At 45.6% G+C, this 22172-nt stretch carries 15 protein-coding genes; 4 read left to right on the top strand and 11 right to left on the bottom strand.

Annotated features, from left to right (window positions below; translation table 11 throughout):
- Positions 1-11: 11 nt before the first annotated feature.
- Together prmA and SFV55_RS06925 are read left to right on the top strand one after the other, a co-directional pair.
- Positions 12-854, top strand: a complete 843-nt coding sequence (prmA, locus tag SFV55_RS06920) for a 50S ribosomal protein L11 methyltransferase (RefSeq protein ID WP_320028750.1) — start codon at positions 12-14, stop codon at positions 852-854.
- Positions 855-983: 129 nt separating this feature from the next.
- Positions 984-5531: a hypothetical protein gene (locus tag SFV55_RS06925; RefSeq protein WP_320028751.1), complete on the top strand. Its 4548-nt coding sequence runs from the start codon at positions 984-986 to the stop codon at positions 5529-5531.
- A 65-nt stretch (positions 5532-5596) separates the two neighbouring features.
- Here the strand turns inward: SFV55_RS06925 and SFV55_RS06930 are convergent, their stop codons facing one another.
- From SFV55_RS06930 to SFV55_RS06945, 4 genes are all read right to left on the bottom strand, one after another.
- Positions 5597-6409: an SDR family oxidoreductase gene (locus SFV55_RS06930; protein ID WP_320028752.1), complete on the bottom strand. Its 813-nt coding sequence runs from the start codon at positions 6407-6409 to the stop codon at positions 5597-5599.
- 238 nt (positions 6410-6647) lie between these two features.
- Positions 6648-7982: a Gfo/Idh/MocA family oxidoreductase gene (locus SFV55_RS06935; RefSeq protein WP_320028753.1), complete on the bottom strand. Its 1335-nt coding sequence runs from the start codon at positions 7980-7982 to the stop codon at positions 6648-6650.
- Positions 7983-8285: 303 nt separating this feature from the next.
- Positions 8286-10004, bottom strand: coding sequence for a RagB/SusD family nutrient uptake outer membrane protein (locus SFV55_RS06940; RefSeq protein WP_320028754.1), 1719 nt, complete (start codon positions 10002-10004; stop codon positions 8286-8288).
- Between the two features lie 35 nt (positions 10005-10039).
- Positions 10040-13015, bottom strand: a complete 2976-nt coding sequence (locus tag SFV55_RS06945) for a TonB-dependent receptor (RefSeq protein WP_320028755.1) — start codon at positions 13013-13015, stop codon at positions 10040-10042.
- A gap of 184 nt (positions 13016-13199) precedes the next feature.
- Here SFV55_RS06945 and SFV55_RS06950 point away from each other — a divergent pair, with 184 nt between their 5' ends.
- Positions 13200-14063, top strand: a complete 864-nt coding sequence (locus SFV55_RS06950) for an AraC family transcriptional regulator (RefSeq protein WP_320028756.1) — start codon at positions 13200-13202, stop codon at positions 14061-14063.
- A gap of 9 nt (positions 14064-14072) precedes the next feature.
- Here the strand turns inward: SFV55_RS06950 and SFV55_RS06955 are convergent, their stop codons facing one another.
- Both SFV55_RS06955 and SFV55_RS06960 read right to left on the bottom strand, forming a co-directional pair.
- Positions 14073-14240: a hypothetical protein gene (locus tag SFV55_RS06955; protein ID WP_320028757.1), complete on the bottom strand. Its 168-nt coding sequence runs from the start codon at positions 14238-14240 to the stop codon at positions 14073-14075.
- Positions 14241-14529: 289 nt separating this feature from the next.
- Positions 14530-15369, bottom strand: coding sequence for a 1,4-dihydroxy-6-naphthoate synthase (locus SFV55_RS06960; RefSeq protein WP_320028758.1), 840 nt, complete (start codon positions 15367-15369; stop codon positions 14530-14532).
- Positions 15370-15380: 11 nt separating this feature from the next.
- Between SFV55_RS06960 and SFV55_RS06965 the strand changes: the two genes are divergently transcribed.
- Positions 15381-16082 carry an RNA pseudouridine synthase gene (locus SFV55_RS06965; RefSeq protein WP_320028759.1) on the top strand — a complete coding sequence of 234 codons (702 nt, stop codon included), beginning with the start codon at positions 15381-15383 and terminating at the stop codon, positions 16080-16082.
- Between the two features lie 50 nt (positions 16083-16132).
- Here SFV55_RS06965 and SFV55_RS06970 read toward each other — a convergent pair whose 3' ends face one another.
- The 5 genes from SFV55_RS06970 to trxB form a co-directional block, all read right to left on the bottom strand.
- Positions 16133-17116 carry a GTP-binding protein gene (locus tag SFV55_RS06970; RefSeq protein ID WP_320028760.1) on the bottom strand — a complete coding sequence of 328 codons (984 nt, stop codon included), beginning with the start codon at positions 17114-17116 and terminating at the stop codon, positions 16133-16135.
- A 72-nt stretch (positions 17117-17188) separates the two neighbouring features.
- Positions 17189-18586 carry a dihydrolipoyl dehydrogenase gene (lpdA, locus tag SFV55_RS06975; protein ID WP_320028761.1) on the bottom strand — a complete coding sequence of 466 codons (1398 nt, stop codon included), beginning with the start codon at positions 18584-18586 and terminating at the stop codon, positions 17189-17191.
- Between the two features lie 610 nt (positions 18587-19196).
- Positions 19197-19601 (bottom strand): hypothetical protein, encoded by a 405-nt coding sequence (locus tag SFV55_RS06980; protein WP_320028762.1) that lies wholly within the window; start codon positions 19599-19601, stop codon positions 19197-19199.
- A 190-nt stretch (positions 19602-19791) separates the two neighbouring features.
- Positions 19792-20871 carry a class II fructose-bisphosphate aldolase gene (fbaA, locus tag SFV55_RS06985; protein ID WP_320028763.1) on the bottom strand — a complete coding sequence of 360 codons (1080 nt, stop codon included), beginning with the start codon at positions 20869-20871 and terminating at the stop codon, positions 19792-19794.
- A gap of 166 nt (positions 20872-21037) precedes the next feature.
- Entirely contained in the window at positions 21038-21982 is a 945-nt protein-coding gene (trxB, locus tag SFV55_RS06990; RefSeq protein WP_320028764.1) for a thioredoxin-disulfide reductase, read from the bottom strand.
- Positions 21983-22172 lie beyond the last annotated feature (190 nt).

The following is a 22172-nucleotide window of genomic DNA, read 5'->3' on the forward strand; positions in this document are numbered from 1 at the left end:
CAATAGTTCCAATGAATTATTTACAATACACCTTTCCTGCCTCAGCAGAGCTGCAAGAAATTTTGGTAGCCCTGTTGGGTGAACTTCCTTTTGACACTTTTGAAGAAGGCAGCGAGGCCCTACAAGCCTTTGTGCCTTTACCTGCGGATGTGGATGCATTCAGCAGCGAAGTGCAGGAGATTGTAGCTCCCCTCGGCCTTGATTTTTCAGTAGAGGAAATACCCTATCAAAACTGGAACAGCATCTGGGAGTCCAACTTTCAACCCATTACTGTAGGCAATTTTTGTGGCGTTCGAGCCGACTTCCATGAACCAATGCAGGGGGTCGAACACGAGATCATCATCAACCCCAAAATGGCTTTCGGTACCGGGCACCACGAAACGACCCATATGGTAATGCAGTTGATGGCTGATCTTGATTTTCAGGATAAATACGTATTTGATTTTGGCTGTGGCACCGGGATTTTAGCCATTTTGGCCGCCAAATTGGGTGCACGATTAATCGATGCCGTGGACATTGAGCCACCATCCTATGAAAATACCCTGGAAAACGCGAAAATTAACGGAGTGTCGGGAGCTATACATGCACTTTTGGGCGATCTGAGCGTTGTAGATGGAAACGGTTACGATATTATTTTAGCCAATATCAACCGAGGTGTAATTTTGGAGGCTTTTCCAACGTTACATCAAAAACTCAAACAAGGCGGTATTTTGCTCATTTCCGGGATTCTTAAGACAGATCGGGAATTGGTCGAAGCGGAAGCACGCCAACATGGTTTTTCTCTGGTACAATCTTTAGAGAGAGGCAATTGGTTGGCAATTAAGAGTTTAGGGGTTGAGGAGTTGAGAAGTTGAGACTGCCGCTAGTAACGTTAATCTTGTCGCTCGTGGCAGCCTCAACTTCTCAACCCCTCAATCCTCTCAACTTCTCAAGCTTTCTCAATTGCCCAATCCCTCAACTTTTTCCCGGGCAAACACGGTTTCATGAAAATCTTTTTTCGCCACTCGATTGCCACCCTTTTTTTCCTGGGCTTTTGCCTGGCGCTCTTTGCACAACGACCAGAAAAATTTGCGGTAGAAACACCCGAATTTTTGTCCCAACTTGGGGCATTCATGTCCTCTTCAAAAAATGAGGTCCTGGAAAAAACCTACAAAGAATTTGATGGAATTTTCCGGGCTGGAAGTTTCAGCACCGTGGAAGGAGAGCGGGTGATTCGCACTTGTAATTACATGCTTACCAGGCGACTCAGCCCCAATCCACATTTTCAGGCTTACCTCAATGCCTTGATGGCTTTCAAAGGAACCATGCCCGATGAGCAGAAATTTGGAGAATGGCACCTCATTCTTGATTCCCTGCTTTTATCAGGAAACCATCAGACTACCCAGTTCAGCGACTATATTTCGTTTTCCACCCAGTTTTTTAAAAATAAAGCTTTTAATAAAGCCGAACCAGCAAGTACGGTTTGGAAAATTTACTCAGATAAAATCCATCTTCGTTACAAAAACAAGCAGCCCTATCTGATGATGGAGGAAGGGAACCTAGTGGCATCGCGTAAAAACGACTCCATTCGTTTGGCCAATACCAGTGGGACCTATTACCCGCTAAAGGGAGAATGGGTTGGGAAAGGTGGCCAGGTCGGGTGGCAAAGGGTTGGGTTGGACTCCACAGTAATAACCGAATTGGGTAACTACAAACTGGACGTCAACAAAGGCCTTTACGAAACCGATCAGGCATATTTGGTTTACCCACAATACTTTGGTAATCAAAAGATTCCCGGCCAGTTCAGCGATAAAGTGTCCACCGATGGTCAAGGCTCCTACCCCCGGTTCAATTCGGCGAATAAGGATATGGAAATCAAAAACTTCGCCGATGGAGTTCGCTTCAGGGGAGGTTTCAACCTGGAAGGGACTACAATTTATGGAACGGGTTCGGGTAATCGGAGGGCCATTCTGGAGATCTACGATAAAAAGAACCAGCGTATTTTTAAAGGAACTGCCCGGCGTTTCTCGGTGCGTCGAGGACAACAAATTGGAGGTGAAGGGGTAGAATCCGTGTTTTATTACAAAAAGGATTCACTTTATCACCCTTCGGTTAACTTTCGTTACACCATCAAAGATCAGGTCTTGCATTTGTACCGGGGTGAGCGGGGCAGCGACCGAAATCCTTTTTTTAGCTCCAATCACCAAATCAATTTCGACGCAGACAATTTTAAAGCTTACCTGGCCAAGGATTCGGTGGTGATTGGAGATCGGTCTGTGAGTTTCGCGCGCAAAGAGCCGGTCAAGTTTGAGTCCTTACAGTATTTCAATAAGAAGGATTATGACCAATTGCAAAGCATTTCTACTTCTAATCCATTGGCTAAATTGAAACAATTGACGGATGAAATCGGGGTTAAAGACATTTACGCCGATGAATATGCCCGAAAGCTTAATCCAACCTTTAAGGTAGAAAACATCACTTCCCTGATTTATGATTTGGTAGGGCAGGGATTCATCCGGTATGATGCCGATAGTTTGCTCATTCATGTCCAGGATAAAGTACAACACTACTACAATTCTTACATGCAACGTTCGGATTATGACCAATTGCGGATTTTATCCAAAACCGACAGTGCAAATGCCACTTTGAACCTAAAAGACAATTCGATTCGGATAATTGGGGTAAAATGGCTTGAATTCAGTCGTTTGCAGCAAGTAGGTGTACTACCAGACAGCTCCACCATTGTGATGCGCCAAAACCGGGACATCGACTCCAAAGGTCTGCTCAAAGCGGGATTCAGCGAATTGCGGAGCAATAAACTACATTTTGATTACGGCAAGTTTTCGGTGAGTAGTGATTCCTTCAAATATTGGCGTTTGTTTGTGCCCGATAAATTGCCCAAGACGCATAAAATGGAGGAAATCAACCCATTTGCATTGACTTCCGACATTGAGAATTTCAAAGCTACCCTGATCATCGATGCTGAAGGGAACCGCAGTGGCAAAAACGATGTCCCCATTTTCCCCAACCTCAACAGCCGATCTGCCAGCTATGTCTATTATGACGGTAAATATTACGATGGCAAAAAAAATCCCTTTGTCAAGGATACTTTGTACAAACGTGATTCTTTTTATTTTGAACTAAAACCTTTCTTTTTCAATAGTTTGGACAATTACGTCAAGGAAATGGTCAACTTCCGGGGCAAATTGGTTTCCGCCCAAATTTTCCCGGACTTTGAAGAAACCCTCAAAGTGCGGGAGCATGATTATTCCCTCGGATTTTTGCACAAAACACCGGAAAAAGGTTACCCGGTTTACAAAGTTAAAGGGCGTTTTGCTGGTGAACTTGATCTGAGCAACAAAGGGCTTTGGGGCAAAGGCAAAATTCAATACCTGGGGGCAACCCTGGAATCTGAGGATGTACACTTTTTGCCCAAACTGATGACCGCCGGAGCCAAAGACTTTGACCTGGCCGAAAAGCGCAGCAAGGAGGAAGAAGTTCCCCAGGTGCATGGCGAATTAGTACGCCTGAACTGGAAACCTTACCGCGATAGCATGTATGTGCGTTCAGAAAAGAACGCCTTTCAGATTTTTAAAACTGGTGAACACACTTTGACCGGTACCCTGGCACTGACGCCAGGTGGTTTGAAAGGCAATGGTCTGCTGGACTGGCCACAAGCTGCTCTGAGTTCCAAGCAGTTTAACTTTGGGGCATTTTCAGCTAAAGCAGACACCACTGCCTTGAAAATCAAAGCAGAAGAAGCAGGTGCAATTGCCATCCAATCAGACCGTCTGCGCAGTGACGTAGATTTTGACAAACAACTTGGTCGCTTCAAAGCCCTTGACGAGTACCTCGAAACCAAACTGCCCCTCAACCAATACGTGACTTCCATGAACGAATTCATCTGGGAAATGAACAACTCGATGATTCGTTTTAAATCGGACTCGACCAAAATGGGCACCTTTACCTCCGTGCATCCTGATCAGGATTCTCTGCGGTTTAAGGGGAAAAGAGCATCCTACGACCTCAAAACTTATCTTCTGAAAGTCACAGATGTACCCTTTATAAAATCGGCAGATGCCATGATTATCCCCGATAGTGGCACAGTTTACATTCAGCCAAAGGCCATTATGGATTCCCTGCACAATGCCACCATCATTTGTGACACTTTGAACAAAAACCATAAAATCAATCGCGCTACGGTGAGCATCAATGGTCGAAAGGATTACCGGGCTCACGGTTTTTATGAGTACAATGTAGCCAATAAAAAACAGGAAATTGAATTCAGCAGCATTGTAGGTCAACGCATTGGCAAGGGAAAAGCCAGCGAAAAAGCAACCGCCACCCGGGCGGAGGGTACCGTTGCAGAGGAAGACAGTTTCATCATTGATCGGAAAACCTCCTTTTATGGAACGATCAATTTGTCTTCAGAATCCAGAAACCTGAAGTTTAATGGTTTTGCCCGCCTGGAAGCAGATAAATTGCCGGTTAGGTATTGGTTTACGCTAAAAAGTGAGGGCGACAAAAGTAATCTGGCGATTAAATACGACTCTCCAAAAAGCATCGATGGTGTGCCGCTGGAAACTGGTTTTTACCTGAGCAAAGAAATGAGTTTTGCCTATCCCACGGTGATGATGCCTTTGTATTTCCGCAAAGACCGACCTATTCTGCCAACCAAAGGAATATTTAGATATGATGCGACCAAAGACCAATTTACCTTTGGAGATTCCATCAAGGTTATCGCGAACAGCCTGCAGGGCTCACGCTTGATTTTTAACAACAAAACGGGCAAAGTAGAGGGCGAAGGAAAAATCAACATCGGCTCAGCGCTCAAATATGTAAAGGTTGATGCAGCTGGAAGTATTACCGGAGAATTTGCCAATATTCCTGACAGTCTGATTGGGAAAACACCCCCGCCACCTGTCGATATCGATGTGATTTCGGGGCTGAGTATGCGCATTCCCGACAAATTGATGCGCATCATGCAAAACGAAATCGAAGCCGCAGGTTTTGGTTCAGAAACGGTCAATTACCTCACCGATTTACCTTACTACCAACGGCGAATGACCATGCTTTTTCCTGAAGATGAAAGTGTTACCAAAGCCATAGCAGAAATCAGCACAGGATTGGCAGAACTGCCTAAAAAGTACAATACCTACAACTTCCTGCTCTCGGGTTTGAAGATGCGCTGGGACATGGATTACCAATCTTTTGTCAGCACCAAGGATAAGATTGGCCTAATCTCTATGAATGGTACCATGGTCAATAAAGTAATGACTTCCTACGTGGAGTACAAAATGCCAAGTAACGACGATGATCGGGTTTACTTTTACCTCAAGTTACCCAACGATATTTATTACTACTACGGGTACAAGCAAGGCATTTTGGAAATGACCTCCAACGACAGCCGCTTCATGGATGAGGCCAATAAGATGAAAAAAACCGAGTTGGTACTCAAAATGGAGGATGGAGAGAATTTCGAAATCCAGATTGTAGACAATAACCGGGCCCAGGCTTTTGTCCAACGGGTGAAGGTGGCGGGGAAGAAATAATTTCGGAATGGGGATTTCGGATTTCGGAGGTGCTCCGAAATCCGAAATCTTGAAACCTGAAATCATCACACCCCACTAAAAGCCAAAAATCCACCATCCACATTAATGGTTGTTCCAGTCACAAAAGAGGAAGCGTCGCTCAACAGCCAAACGAGTGCGCCAATGAGTTCATCCGGGTCTCCCAAGCGTTTAAAAGGGGTGTTTTGCACAATCAATTCACCACGAGAAGTAAAGCTGCCATCAGGATTTGTCAACAAAGTGCGGTTTTGTTCGGTCAGGAAAAAACCGGGCACCAGGGCATTCATCCGCACCTTATCACCATAGCGATTGGCCATTTCGAGGGCGAACCAGCGTGTGTAACTGTCGATCGCCGATTTTCCCATGCTGTAGCCCAATACCCGGGTAATGGCAGATGTGGAAGATACTGAAGAAATATTGACAATGCTGCCCCCGTTTTCGGCAATCGTGCGGCCAAAAACCTGAGTCGGCATTAAAGTGCCGTACAAATTTAGGTCCATTACCTTGCGCATGCCCTCCATGTTCAGGTTAAAGATGTCGCCACCTGGCGGAACAACGCCCTCTGGCATATTGCCACCGGCTCCATTCACCAAGCCATCAATGCGGCCAAAAGCATCGAGCATTTTATCCCTGGCTGCATTGAGTTGGGATTCTTGCATGACATCTGCAATCAGGGCGATAGCTTTTCCTCCCGTTTGGGTGATGGCGGTGGCTCTGGCCTGAGCCACTTCTTCATTTCTGCCTAAAATACCTATGGCTCCACCTGCAGCGGCAATACCTTTGATGAAAGAGTTGCCCAAAATCCCAGTACCTCCGGTAACAATTACGGCCTTACCTTGTAGTGAAAACTGTGCATTCATAAATGTTTGTTGCTTATAGTTTGAATCGGACCAATATTTAATTGATGCCAAAAGAAAAGGGCAAGGTATAGAATTTGTATACCCTGCCCAATTCAATGACAAAAAATATTTAGGAGAAGTTTAGGAGGTTGAGGGAGGTTGAGAAGGTTTAGGCTACCGCAGCGATTTTGACAAGGACTTTGTCTAAGCCACTGCGGCAGCCTAAACCTTCTCAACCATCTCAACTTTCTCAACCTATTTAGTACTTAAACACTTTCCCTCCAGCCAGTACTTCCTGCTTTTTGGCATCAAAAGTGACTCTTTCACCCGTGCGCCAGGCTGCATTGGACATGATGGTCGCAATCGAGTGTTGGTAACCAGCTTCGATTGGTGCATTGGGCTCTTTGCGGCTGCGCACACATTCCATCCAGTTTTTGATGTGGTTGAAAGTGAGGCTATCACCACCCGTATTGGCGTCTGTTTCTACCTTGATGCCTTCCAGTTTCAGCGGTTGCAACAAGTTTGCTTTCATACCCATCGCAGCGGCTTCCCGTTCGCGCAAGCCTCCGGTAGAAGAGATTTCATTGGTATCCAAATTGATCATCCCACCATTTGAGTAGTACAATTCTTTGGTATCTCCGGCAGCGTTTGAGAACCTGGACGTAAATTGAACCTGAAAGCCAGAAGTAGGATCATTCAGGGGCCCATAGTCAAACACCACCGTAAGGGTATCCGCGTTTTTACGGCCATCTTTCCACTGGTAAATTCCACCATTGGCAACAACGCTACGTGGATGGGGCAAACCACTGAACCAGTGCACAGTATCGATCTGGTGGCTCATCCATTGCCCGGGGATTCCAGAAGAATAAGGCCAGAACAAGCGGTATTCCAAATATTTGCGTGGGTCAAAAGCTTCAAAAGGACGGTTCATCAAATACCGCTTCCAATCCACATCGGATTCTTTAAGGTTTTTGACCAGTTCAGGCCGGCGCCAACGGCCAGGCTGATTGACATTCCACATCAGTTCCACCATCACAATGGGACCAAATTTACCCGACTTGATGTAATCCGCTGCGGCGTGGTAGTTGGGACCACTCCGGCGTTGTGAACCAATTTGTACAATTTTTTTTGAGTCCCGTACAGCTTTGAGCACTGCCCGGTTGTCTTCCATGGTTTCAGCCAGGGGTTTTTCAGAGTAGGTATCACAACCCGCTTTTACTGCTTCGATGGTATGCAGCGCGTGTTGGAAGTCGGCGGTACTGATGAATACCGCATCTACCATTTTGGAGGCGTACAGTTCGTCATTGTTGTTAAAAACCTTGACGTCACTGCCCAATTGTTTGTCAATAAAGGCTTTTCCTTCTTCCCGGCGGCGATTCCAGATATCTGACAAGGCCACCATTTCGAAGTTCATCTCTTTCATCAAAGCTTTGAAAGGAGGGACGTGAGAAGACCTGAAACGATCCGAAAAACCTACACAACCCACTCTAACCCGATCGTTGGAACCAAGTATCCTGGCGTAGCTCTTGGCCGAAATTCCAACCGTTGCACCAGCCATAGCTGATTTGATGATAAATTCTCTGCGTGATGCCATATTTGACAAATTGAAAGGTTGAAAATAGTTTGGGTGCATGATAAAATCGGAGCAAGGCATGGTAGAGACGCACGGCCGTGCGTCTCTACAACCCGTATCTTCCGTCATTTTTGAGCTGCCCCGATTTTGGCATACACTCAAATTGTTTGATAGTAATTAGACGGCTGAAATTGGTTTTACCCCAAGGGGAAAGCCTGTTTTTTGTAAAAGTAGTAGTAGGAACAACTGCAGCAGCGCCAACCACAGAGGTTTGGGAAATGCCCGCGCCTCTGTGGTTACGCACTCATTATGAAAAGCAATAGATTAATACCCAGGATTCTGAGGGAAGCTAGCTGCTCCACCCGTAGTCCGGTCGATCTGATCCTGTGGGATCGGACGCAAAACGTGGAAATCCTTGATGTTTGGTGCACCATCAGGGTTGTAAGTCCGCACGCGCTGAACGAGGTTACCCCAACGCTTCAGGTCAAACCAGCGGTGCATTTCACCCAACAACTCACGTTCTCTTTCTTCCATGATGAAGTCCATGGTTGCTTGAGCTTCGGTGATTTCCATCGCGGCTTGTTTGCCTGGCCAGGCGGCACGGCGACGTACGGCGTTGATGAAGGGAACTGCTTCTGCAGCTTTGTTCTGCATGATGAGCGCCTCAGCAGCCATCAAGTAGGTTTCACCCAGGCGGAACATAAAGAAGTCGCGGCTACCTTGCTCGTAAGTACGGTCTGGACGGGTTTGGTCCATGTGTTTAACCAGGGTAGGGAAGAGGTTAGCTCTATATAAGCTAGGCACCAACACCTGATATTTTTTCTTGGCTCTCTCTTCTACAGGCATTTCATAACCCGGGATAAACATGGTGGTATCACCGGAGGCAAAAGTCAAAGACTTCTTAGATGTGTCCCAAGTAGTATTGTATGTTCCTGGCTTATTACACAGCCATGTATCACGGAAAGTTTTCTTGTAACGGGAATCATTGACCCGATCTTCAAATTTGAACACCACATTCAATAGATAATCTGTTGGGCGGAAACGTTTGAACGGACGGCCATAGAATACATCACGTTGCATACCAGGTTGGGTGTCGTATTCCATACCAAAGTAAAGGTGAGCATTGTTGCCGTTACCACTGGCATTATTACCCAAGCCGCTACCCACGTTATTTGTACCTACGGTAGGTCCAAAGTTGGTCAATGGGTCGGTAGAGTACTGACAAGACATGATCACTTCACTATTGACCTCGGCAGCACCCTGTTCCCAAAGTTTCGCAAAATCGGGCACCAAACTGTAACTGTAGTTTTTGATCACATTCTGAGCATGGGTTGCAGCTTTGGCAAAGTCGTCAGCAGCTTTGGCTTCAGATGTTGCCTTGGTCAAATAAACCCGAGCCAGCAAATGCTCACATGCTCCTTTGGTCACCCGACCATACTGAGCCTGGCTAACGGGTAAATCTGCTAATGCAGATTCCAGGTCGGCTAGAATAGCCTTGTAAATTTCAGGTACGGGAGTACGTGAAGCAGCTTTTTGTACCTCTTTATTTTCCTTCAAAGTCAAGTGTACTGCCCCGAACATTTGCACCAGCAAAAAATAGTCGTGTGCGCGCAAAAACTTGGTTTCAGCAACCCTGATTTTTTGGGTGGCAGCATCTAAACCAGGGATGGTAGTGCCAGCACGGTCAATTACGGCATTGGCAGTGTTGATTGCTGTATAGAAATAATTCCAAAAATCCCGGGTGACCGATAGACGGCTATCCATTTGTGAAGTGTACTGATTCACAAACTTGAAACTTCCATCAGCCCCCATGGTATAAGTATCCGTGCCAAAAGTAGTAAGCGTAAACGCTCCTTCGCGGCCATACCAGTCGCGCAGGGTGGAGTACGTTGCTTCGACGGCATCTTCAAAACCTGCTTTGGAATCAAGGTACAAACCACTGATCTGACTCACCGGAACTTCTTCCAAAAGATCTTCACAAGCAGGTGTAAACAACAACACCGTTGCAAAGGTTATTAATTTAATAACATGCACTTTTTTCATGTTATGACTATTTTGTTTGAATGAGTGATTAAAAATTAAAACTTCGCGTTGATACCAAATGTAATCTGACGCACCGAAGGCGTCTGATCTTGGTTAACCGTACCTTCGGTTTCATTGTCGATCCCTTTATATTTAGAGCGATACTCAGAGAAAATAAAGGGCTGCTGAATACTCGTAAAGACACGCAATCCAGTGAGCTTTTTCACTGGAATATTATAGCCAAAGTTGATGTTGCGGATTTTTACAAAAGTACCACTAAAATAAGTCAAGGTAGACTGGTAAACTGGTGCCTCCTGGTTTACATTGGGGCGTGGAAAATCATTGGTTGGATTGTTGGGTGTCCAATAATCAATATCCAGGTTGTTGTAACGACCTGCCAGGGTGTTGAAAGTAGAATGGAAACCACTTTGGAACATACTACCAATGCGCGCAAAAACAAAGAAGGACAAATCAAATCCTTTGTATTCAAAACGGTTGGTGATACCACCACTCCATTTTGGAACCTGAGAACCCAGGATGGTACGGTCTGAAGCATCATGTTTGCCGTCGCCATTCACGTCTTCCACCTTGATTTCTCCAACTTTACGCTGGTATTTGGTGGCTTGATCCAATTCGCTGGTTTGCCAGATGCCAATTTTTTTGAAATCAAAATAAGCAGTCAAGGGTTGGCCGATGAAACGGGCGTTGCCAATGTCATCCACTTTACCGTTGAACAGTTCCAGGATGGCTTCTTTGTTGTGGGTGAATTGCAGGTCGGTGCTCCAGCGGAAATCCCCTTTGTCGATGTTAACGGTAGATAAGGTAATTTCCAAACCTTTGTTGCGGGTCCGGCCGACATTGCGCAATACGCTGGAAAAACCACTGGTCAGTGGCAATTGGTCGTTCAACAACAAGTCGCGGGTATCCGCCTGGTATACTTCGATGTTACCATAAACCCGGCCAGCCCAAAGAGAAAAGTCCAAACCAATGTTCGCCGTAGAAGTAGATTCCCATTTCAAGTCAGGGTTACCTAAAATAGAAGGGCGATAACCATAGGCACCCGTAGTGCCAAACAGGTATGTGGTTCTACTCAAAGAAGTTTGGGTTTGGTAGGGGTTGATCGCCGTGTTACCAATCGAACCATAACTAGCGCGCAGCTTCAATTGCTCCAACCACTTGGAACCTTTCAGGAATCCTTCTTCACTGATGTTCCAACCCAATGCTACCGAGGGGAAGAAGCCGTACTTGGTATTTCTTCCGAAACGAGAAGAGCCATCGTAACGTCCCGTCAAAGTCAACAAATACTTGCCCTGGAAATCGTAGTTGATGCGCCCCATGTAAGAGTTCAATGCCCATTGGGTGAGGTTGGTACTAGGGTTATTGATGGTTGAAGCTTGTCCAAGTGCATAGAATTGCTGTGTTTCTGCAGGGACTCCATCCACACTGATACTGGCTGTTTCCACGTCATCCTTTTGTAAGGATTGCATGGCAGTGATGTTCAAATTATTTGCCCCAAAGCTTTTGCTATAGTTCAGGATGTTTTCAACTGTGTAGTTAAAACCGTACTCATAGAAGGTATTAGCTACAGCGTTCCCACCACGGCGAGCTTGAGTTTGACTGCCTGTGAAGCGACCCAAACGTCGGTTGGTGAAGTCGGGGCCAAAATTTACTCGATATTTTAAACCTGGAATGATTTCCCATTCACCATAAATGCTGCTGAACATTCGAGTTCTTTTCGTCAAATCAATGATAGCTCCAGGTGCGATTTCAGCAATTGGATTGGTTTGCAAACCGTCGGAAGTAGGTAAAAAAATCAGGTTGCCATTATCGTCATAAGGCCTACCAAGGGGGTTTTCGCGAAGAGTAACCCCAAGTGGATTAAAGACTTCGCCATTGCGTTCGCTGTATACTAGCAGAGTCGAAGTTCCCACTTTCATACGCTGATTTATCTGATGATCAAGGTTCAAGCGGAAAGTGTAACGGGTGAAATCTTGGTTGTGAATGATCCCTACATCATTGAAGTAGTTAGCTGAAATGGCAAACTGGGTGTTTTTGTCCCCCCCAGTTACACCCAATTGGTGGCTTTGGATGTTGCCTTGGCGCAAAATATAGTCTTGATAATCAGTGGAACGGCCTTTAGCAATACCATCCAATTCGATGGCTTCAAACAATTTAGCATCGTCAGCTGCCGTAGCTGGCCCAGCAGGGTAAGCACCAACTGCTCGCCGCGACTCCCGCTTGTATTCCGCAAACTGAGCCCCATCCATAACGTCGATACTCCCCAAAGCTTCGGATATACCATAATAAGTATCAAAACTGACAACGGATTTACCAGCCTTCCCCCTTCGAGTGGTCACCAAGACAACTCCATTAGAACCCCGAGAACCATAAATCGCCGTAGCAGATGCATCTTTCAGCACCTCCATGGATTGAATATCCTGAGGGTTGATGTCGTCAATACCTCCGGCAAGTGGAATCCCATCTACAACATAAAGTGGCTCATTGGAGGCCTGGATAGAACGACGACCCCGAATCCGCACTGTTGGCGCAGAGCCTGGCCTACTCCCCGCCTGCACAACATCCACCCCTGCTGCCCGACCCTGTAGGGCCTGACGTGCGTTGGTAATCGGCAATTCGGTGATTTGTTTGGAAGTGATCGAAGAAATGGCCCCGGTCAATTGACTTTTGCGTTGGGTACCATAACCTACTACCACTGTTTCGGCCAGGTCAGCGATGTTTTCTTCCAGTGTAATGTCTACCACTGTTCTGGTGCCCACCGTTTCTTCCTTGGTGTTGTAACCGGTGTAACTGATCACCAAAACAGACTCATTGCTCACTGCTAAGGTAAATGCACCGTCGGCATCAGTAACAGTACCTGTAGTAGTTCCCTTCACCGCAATCGAGGCGCCAATCAGGCCTTCTCCGTTGGTGTCGGTAATTTTTCCCGTGATTTGACGGGTTTGGGCAAATGCGAATTGACAGCTCAGCAGAAGTGTCAAAACGAGCATCATTCCGTGTAATGGACTTTTCATGCTGCTAAATGTTGTTTGTTTAAAATAAAATTCTAAAAATTTAATGAGTGCGGTACAAATGTCGGAATTTGCAAGTAGATGGAATACTGATATTTTGTTGATTTCTGATACTTTTATGCTCATATTGGGGGTAGTTCTGGAAAAAATCCATTATTTTTAAGGCAAAATTCGCGATATTTAAGCCATGAAGCCGCAACTGCTTAAAATCACACCACCGCCCAATTCGTCCTTTAATTTTTTTGCACAGGACGCCGCTTTTTTTGCTACCCCCTGGCATTATCATCCTGAATACGAGATTGTTTTGGTGTTGGAAAGCACGGGTAAGAAATTTGTTGGAAGCAATATTTCCGACTTTAAACCCGGAGACTTGTGCATGATGGGGGCTTATTTGCCCCATTACTACCGCAACGATGAGCGATTTTATGCCAAGGACAGCACAGTGAGGGCAAGGTCTTTAGTCATTCATTTTTTAGAAGACTTTATGGGTGGGAATTTTTTTGATTTGCCGGAGTGCCAGGCCATCAAAAATTTGTTGGAGCGATCGAAACGGGGCTTGAATTTTGGCCCCCAAACGGTTAAAAAAGTGGCTTCCAAAATCGAAGGACTACAATACCTTACCGGGATTAACCGATTACTAGAACTGATAGGCGTGTTGGCCATTTTGAGCGAAAGTGAAGATGCGCAAGAATTGACCACCAATTCCATGTCCCTACAAAATGAAGTAGATTCAGCCCGGATCAATGGAGTTTTGTCTTATATCGTCCAGAATTACCAACAGGAAATCCAGTTAAGCGATGTTGCCAAGTTGGCCAACATGAGTGAATCGGCTTTTAGTAGGTACTTTAAAAAAAGGACGCGCCGTACCTTTTCACAGTTTATCACCGAGATTCGAATTGAACATGCTTGTAAATTGTTGGTTCAGGATAAAATGAGCATCTCAGCCATTTCTCTGGAGAGCGGTTTCAACAACCTTTCCAATTTTAACCGACAATTTAAGCTGCTCAAAAAAACCACTCCACTGGCTTATCGAAGCACGTTTAACGGTTGACAATCAGACTCATTCAGTAGTTGGATTGTCATCTGGCTTATCTTTGTTGTTGTCGGCTTTTTTGCCTTTTTTCGTCTTCTTAGACGTGGTGGAATTTTTGTTTTCTACTGCTTTGTCCTCCAGTGAATTAAACAAGCCATCCCAAACCAAACCTTGCATCCGTTTCTTGTCACTCATCTCTTCTCTTGTTTTTTTGTCCTTTTTCATAGGCACAATGAATAATTAAGTCACTTGACACCAATAGGTGGAAGTAACACAATGTAAACGACGTGGATTAGCATCATCAAGGTTCACATTGACCAATCACAGTGTTTCTAAGGGAAATTACATGAGGGGAAATAAGAGATGTATTACAGCTGAAGGAATCAATAAAATTTCAGCGAATATACCTGAATTTGGCGACAAATGAAAGTATATTGGTAAATTCTTTGCATTTTTATATTATAACTATTTTGTTTATGGGAAATCAGGGGGTAAAAGATAGGAAAATTGCTTGTTTTTGAAGCGGGATAATTTGTTTCTCTTCTGCAACCTGGAATAAATGCTTGACTGCTGCACGGCCTTGATCACCCAAATTGGCGGAAAAATGATTCACATAAAGGTCAATGTGTTGACGACGTACAAGAGGATCCATCTCCTGAGCATGTTGGGCAACGAAGGATTCTGATGCGGCAGGATTGGCCCAGGCGTACTCAACACTACGCCTGATGATGCGATTCACTTTTTGAATGATGGTTTCAGGCAAGTTTCGTTTGATGACGATACCTCCCAGGGGAATAGGCATACCGGTACTCTGCTCCCAGTATTCACCAAGATCCAGCAATTTTACCAAGCCTTTATCAGCGTAGGTGAAACGATTCTCGTGGATAATCAACCCTGCATCAACAACACCATTCAATACCGCAGTTTCAATTTCGGAAAAAAGCATTTCCTTTTTTTGTGTAGCAGCAGGAAACGCCAGACTGAGTAGGAAATTAGCAGTGGTCAACTTCCCTGGGATTGCTATTTTTAGGTGTGAAATTTGATCATGAGGAATCGGCGACTTGGCAATCAGCAAAGGACCACAGTTGTTTCCCAATGCACTTCCTGCATCCAGCAAGATGTATTTTTCGGTCAAATGAGCATAGGCGTGGTAACTGAGTTTGGTAATGTCCAAATCGGCAAGTCCTGCTCGGCGGTTCAATTCTTCTACGTCACCCAAAAAAACTTCAAATTCCAGCCCTTCGGTATCGATTCTGCCATGAATCATGGCATCAAAAATAAAAGTGTCGTTAGGACAGGGGGAAAAGCCAAGCGTTAATTTCATAACTTTGCGGTATGAACTTACAAGTAATCTACGAAGATAATCATCTCATCGCGGTAAACAAGCCCGCGGGCATTCTGGTTCAAGGGGACGAAACCGAAGATACCCCCTTGGTCGACTATGTAAAAGACTACATTAAATTCCGGTACAAAAAACCCGGTGATGTTTTCTTGGGTGTAGTGCATCGATTGGATCGCCCGGTAAGTGGCGCGGTGATTTTTGCGCGGACCAGCAAAGCTTTGACCCGCATGAACGAACTGTTCAAGGAGCGGAAAGTCGAAAAACACTATTGGGCCATTACGGAGCGCCGTCCTTCTCCGGAAGTAGGGCACTTGACACACTATATCCTGAAAGACCACGAGAAAAATATCTCCAAGGCATTGGATCAAATGAGCAATCGCTCTAAAGATGCCAAAAAGTCGGATCTGGATTATGAATTGATTGGTGCGTTGGAAGGTAAACATTTGCTTTTGGTCAAACCCATCACCGGGAGGCCTCACCAAATTCGGGTCCAGTTGTCAAAAATTGGCTGTCCAATAGTGGGAGATTTAAAATATGGTCATTCTCAACCCAATAATGATGGTAGCATTTATTTGCATTGCCGCGCTATGGTTTTTCAGCATCCCGTAACCAAAGAAATGGTGAAGGTCGTCGCCGATGCTCCGCATGAGCGTTTGTGGAATCAGATGAGTGCCTTGGCGGAGCAAAAAAATTAGTTGATGCCTCGCGGCTATGCTCAGTGACTGAGGTGAGCGTAGCCAAGGCATTAGCCCTTCTTCAAACAACTCCGCAATGCCTTTTCTAATGCCTCCCGTTTCAGGTTTTTTCCAATGATGACAATCCTGGACAGGCGAGGCTCTCCTTCTCGCCAATCTCCAGCTCTGGTAAAGGCTGATTGGGTGCGTACGGATTGGAAAACCATTTTGGATTCTCCTTCGCCCAAGTTCAAAATTCCCTTAATGCGGTAGATGTTTTTGCCCTGAATCATCAGCAGGACCTTGCTCCAGTGAATAAAGGCAAGCAAATTAAAAGTTTGCTCGAAAGTAAAGCTGTGCGCAGTGACATCTGCATGGTGCTGATGTTCATGAACATGCTCATGCTCATGTGAATGACTATCCTGTACTACATCTTTGATGCGCCGTTCCAACTGTCCCACTTCGTAAGCATGCAATGCGATTAGGTCTGCGGCAGTGTGACCATAATTGGCCAGACTGATGCTGGCCAGTGGATTCATCTCCCTTAAATTGGCTTGGAGTGCTTCGAGGTAATGGGCCTGGACATCATCGGATTTGTTAATGACGATGTGATCGGCAAAGGTAATTTGTTTAACGGCCTCTTCCCGTTCAGCCAGTGTTTCCTGCACACTGACCGCATCAACCAGACAAACGGTACCATCCAATTGAAAGGCGGATTGAATCCCTGGATCACTCACGAAAGCGGCTGCTACAGCATCTGGTTCGGCCATGCCCGTCGTTTCGATGATCAGATGGTCAAAGTCTTTTCCGGAATTGAGTAACTTTTCCAGGGTTTCGATCAATTCGCCATTGAGCGAGCAACAAATGCAACCATTGGCCAATTCAAAAATAGCATCACTTGCGCCAATCACCAAATCACCATCAATGGGGACTTCTCCAAATTCATTTTCAATGATGGCGAACTTTTTCTCAGGATGATTGGCAATGAGTTGGTTGAGCAGGCTGGTTTTGCCGGCTCCGAGGAACCCGGTGAGGATGGTTACGGGAATGGGCATATTGAATGGTTGGGGCAACTCGGAAATGGATTACGGATAATGTGGGGGCGACCGCGAGGGTCGCCCCTACGGTTATATGTGGATAACCTCACCGTACGCCGCTGCTGCTGCTTCCATCAGCGCTTCGCTCATGGTTGGGTGAGGGTGAACGGTTTTAATGATTTCATGACCGGTAGTTTCCAATTTTCGGGTTGCGACTACCTCGGCAATCATTTCGGTCACGTTTTGGCCGATCATGTGCGCACCAAGGAATTCACCATACTTGGCGTCAAAAATGACTTTAATAAAGCCGGTTTTGTCGCCTGCTGCGCTGGCTTTTCCCGAAGCACTAAAAGGGAATTTGCCCACTTTGATCTCGTAGCCTTTGTCTTTGGCCTGTTGTTCTGTAAGTCCAACGGAAGCAATTTCCGGTACACAATAGGTGCAAGAAGGAATGTTGTTGTAATCGAGTGGTTCGGGGTGGTGCCCGGTGATGTTTTCAACACAAATGATGCCTTCTGCACTGGCAACGTGGGCTAGAGCTGCGGTAGGAATCACATCACCAATGGCATAAATACCTGGTACATTGGTGTGGTAATATTCATCTACCAGGATCATTCCACGATCTGTCTTGATGCCAAGGGCTTCCAGTCCGATGTTTTCGGTATTGGCAGCTACTCCTGCTGCGGACAGAACGATGTCACACTTGATTTCTTCAATATTTCCAGTTTTACGGTCTTTTACCTTGACCACACAACCTTTCCCGCTAGTGTCTACACTCTCGACTGCGGAGTTGCCCATTACCCGGATGCCTTTTTTGCTGTAGATTTTGCCCAATTCTTTGGAAACGTCGACATCTTCCCGGGGCAATAAACCCTGTTCCATAAATTCTACAATCGTTACCTCGGTACCAATTGCAGCATACACATAAGCAAATTCAACTCCAATGGCACCTGCCCCGATGACAACCATACTTTTGGGTTGTTTTTCCAGTACCATCGCTTTACGGTAGTCAATTACTTTTTCACCATCGATTGGCACATTGGGCAAACCCTTGGCCCGGCCACCAGTGGCTACAATGATGTGTGTTGCACTGTACTTGGTTTTGGCACCCTGGGCATCGGTTACCTCTACTTGTTTATCAGTAGTCAATACACCATTTCCGTTGATGACGGTAATTTTATTTTTTTTCATCAGGAAATTGACACCCTTGCTCATGCCATCAGCAACACCACGACTACGTTTGACAATACTTTCCCAATCAGCTTTGGCACTACCCACCTTGATGCCGTAATCTTCAGCGTGTTGAATGTATTCAAAAACCTGAGCGCTTTTAATCAGTGCCTTGGTGGGAATACAACCCCAGTTGAGGCAAATTCCTCCCAATGATTCACGTTCGACCACAGCCACTTTCAAACCCAATTGAGATGCACGGATGGCGGCAACATAACCTCCGGGACCGCTACCTATAACGATAAGATCAAAATTCATGATGAAAGGTTGAATTAATGTAAAGTAGAGTTTGTTGAGCGCATAGGGTCACATAGACCATTTCGCCCCGCGAAGATAGATACTTAGCCTTATATACAAAACAAAAACTCCGCTGACCTGTTTGGGTAGCGGAGCGAATTTACTAACTTACTGATACTTAATATGGTGGCATAACAGCGTCATCCTGATAAGGAGACGGTTACGGGAGCCTCGAGCTGTTAAGTGATTATTCTGTAGGATGATCAGGAAAATTCCCAGCGATAGGCCAATTCAGCAACGAGATTGGAAATCGTTGACTCAGGTGGGACACTGAGAGGATATTAGGTGTTGTTGAATACTGCATTTCCTGACAATTCGCTTAATCAAATTTGTAACACAAGCCTATAAAAAACTTTTTCAAAAGTAGGAAAAGCCAGCAGTGAAGTCAAGTTTTTCCAGATGCAAATTTGTCAGTTCATCTTTTGCTGAAGCTATCATTTTTTTGCTTAAAAAATTGAACAATAATTGATTATGGATAGCCCCTATTTTTAAAAAAAGAAAAAAACATATTGATTTTAATTGCAAATTACTGATTGTGAGTGTTTTGATTTTTTCGACGAACGGAGAAACCCTAGCTTGGGTAGTTGGAAAGGGTTATGATGAGGTAAACCCTGTCATTGCTGGTAATGCGATCGATTTTAGTGTAAAAACCTCCTTCGAGCGCTTTGGTCTCGGCAAGTCTAATGTCATCTTTTTGTGCCCTGATCATCATGACCCAATTGCTCAATGGCATGAGTTGTGGGTCCAAAACTGCCAAAGCTGCCAGGTTTAAAATGGCCTGATCGGTCCAAAAGGCAGCATCGTCTTGGCTGGGTTTTTCTTTTAACTCGAAACGAAATTCCTGGCGGATCTTTTCGCAGCCACTTTGTAAAATGGTCAGGGTTTTTCCATTGACGAATCTTACGAATTCTTCACTTTCAATCCCATTTACGGTAAACTTATGTTCTGCTACGCCCCGCATACCTTCACGCAGCATTGCTTGCGGTTTGGTTTTACAATCCGTTTCTTTGTTCCCGTTATTTTGGCAAGCGCTTAGCGCTAAGAGGACGAAGAGAGTGGTGAGTCGAAGCATAGGAAATGATGAGTGATGAGTGATAAGTGATGAATGATGAATTGATATAAATTCCAGTACCAATTCATCATTCATCACTTATCACTCATCACTATTAAACGTTGCGGTTGATACAATTCAAATCCTCAAATGCCACTTTCAGGCGTGAGATGAGGCTTTTTTCACCTTCCCGCAACCATACCCGTGGATCGTAGAATTTTTTATTTGGTTTGTCGTCACCTTCGGGGTTGCCGATTTGGCCCTGGAGGTAAGCTTCATTTTTTATATAGTAATCTTTCACACCGGCCCAGTATGCCCATTGAATATCAGTATCGATGTTCATTTTGATGGCACCGTATTCAATTGCCTCGCGAATTTCTTCACGAGTAGAACCAGAACCGCCGTGGAACACAAAGTTAACGGGAGTGTCACCACTCAAGTTGTGTTTGGCTTTGATGAAATCCTGGGAGTTTTTCAGGATTTTAGGTGTCAGTTGTACGTTACCGGGTTTGTATACACCGTGTACGTTACCGAAAGCTGCCGCAATGGTGAAGTTTGGACTAACTGCTTTGAGGTGTTGGTAAGCATAATCCACTTCTTCTGGTTGGGTATACAACTTTGAGTTGTCTACATCTGAGTTGTCTACTCCGTCTTCTTCTCCACCGGTTACACCCAATTCGATTTCCAGAGTCATGCCCATTTTGGCCATGCGCTTGAAGTATTCCACGCAGATTTCAATGTTCTCATGTAGGGGCTCCTCCGACAAGTCGAGCATGTGTGAGCTGTACAATGGCTGGCCGGTGGCGGCAAAATGTTTTTCGCTGGCGTCCAGCAAACCATCCACCCAGGGTAAAATATTTTTGGCACAGTGGTCCGTGTGCAGGATCACTGGAATACCGTAAGCTTCTGCGACCTGGTGAACGTGCATTGCACCAGAGATACCACCAATAATAGATGCTTTTTGTCCAGCATTGCTGAGGCCTTTTCCGGCAAAGAAGGAAGCACCTCCATTTGAAAACTGAATGATTACAGGAGAATTGACTTCCCGGGCAGTTTCCAAAACGGCATTGACAGAGTTGGTACCAATTACATTGACGGCTGGCAATGCAAAGTTGTTTTCATTGGCATAATTCAGCAACTCGGTTACTTCTTCTCCAAAGAGTACCCCAGCGCGAAAACGGGTAGCTGTTGACATGGTTAAAGTGTTTGTGTGTTTTTGTTGAGTTGAGGAGGGTTGAGGGAGGTTGAGGAAGGTTGAGGCTACCGCAGTGACTTGGGCACACATCACACCCACACATCACACTCGCACCAATTCTTGCGGTAGCCTCAACCTTCCTCAACCTCCTCAACCACCCTCAACTTTAAATCACTCCTTTGGCGGCCAAGTAACGCTCTGCATCCAATGCAGCCATACAACCAGTTCCAGCAGCAGTTACAGCTTGGCGGTAGATGTTGTCTTGGGCGTCGCCACTGGCGAAAACTCCTTCTATATTGGTTAGGGTACGACCTGGTACGGTTTTGAGGTAGCCGGTTTCATCCATGTCCAACCAACCTTTAAAAATATCGGTGTTGGGTTGGTGGCCAATGGCTACAAAGAATCCTTTGACAGGAATCACGGTTGTTTCACTGGTTTTGTTGTTGAGCAGTTTTACACCCTCCACCTCGTTCTCGCCGAGGACTTCCTGCGTTTCAGAGTTCCAATGTATAACGATATTCTCAGCATTTAAAACTCTTTCCTGCATAATCTTCGAGGCGCGCAGTTGATCACGGCGCACAATCAGGTGCACTTTGGGGCAAAGTTTAGCCAAATACGTGGCTTCCTCTGCTGCAGTATCACCGCCACCTACCACGGCAACTTCTTGCCCGCGGAAGAAAAAACCATCACACACGGCGCAGGCAGATACTCCTTTGCTCCAGAATTTTTTCTCAGACTCCAATCCCAGCCATTTGGCGCTGGCGCCCGTGGCAACGATTACAGCGTCGGCGTGAATTTCCTGCTCACTTTCCGTCCAGATTTTGTGCACCGGGCCACTGAAGTCTACCTTGGTGATCATTTCATAACGAATCTGGGTGCCAAAGCGCTCTGCTTGTTTGCGGAAATCTTCCATCATTTCTGGGCCCATGATGCCGCTGGGATATCCAGGGTAGTTCTCCACATCGTTGGTGATCATCAACTGGCCACCGGGATCTTTACCAGTGAAGAGCACGGGGTTCATGTTTGCTCTGGCTGCATAAACGGCGGCGGTGTACCCGGCAGGTCCGGAACCGATGATGACGCAGTGCAGGTGTTCTGCTGTATTTGCCATTTTTAACTGTTTTTTTGTCCCTTTGTGGAATTGTGCGCAAATTTAATCAAGCAATCAATATGTAGGCTGTAATTTTCATCACAGACTTGCCAGAAACAAACATATCCCAATCAGGATCGGTTGAAAAGAAAGGTTTTATCCTGGCATAATGTCCGTTAGGCGATTATTCCAAGATAGAGTGGCATGGTAA

Source organism: Haliscomenobacter sp. (assembly GCF_033763495.1).
Taxonomy (GTDB): domain Bacteria; phylum Bacteroidota; class Bacteroidia; order Chitinophagales; family Saprospiraceae; genus Haliscomenobacter.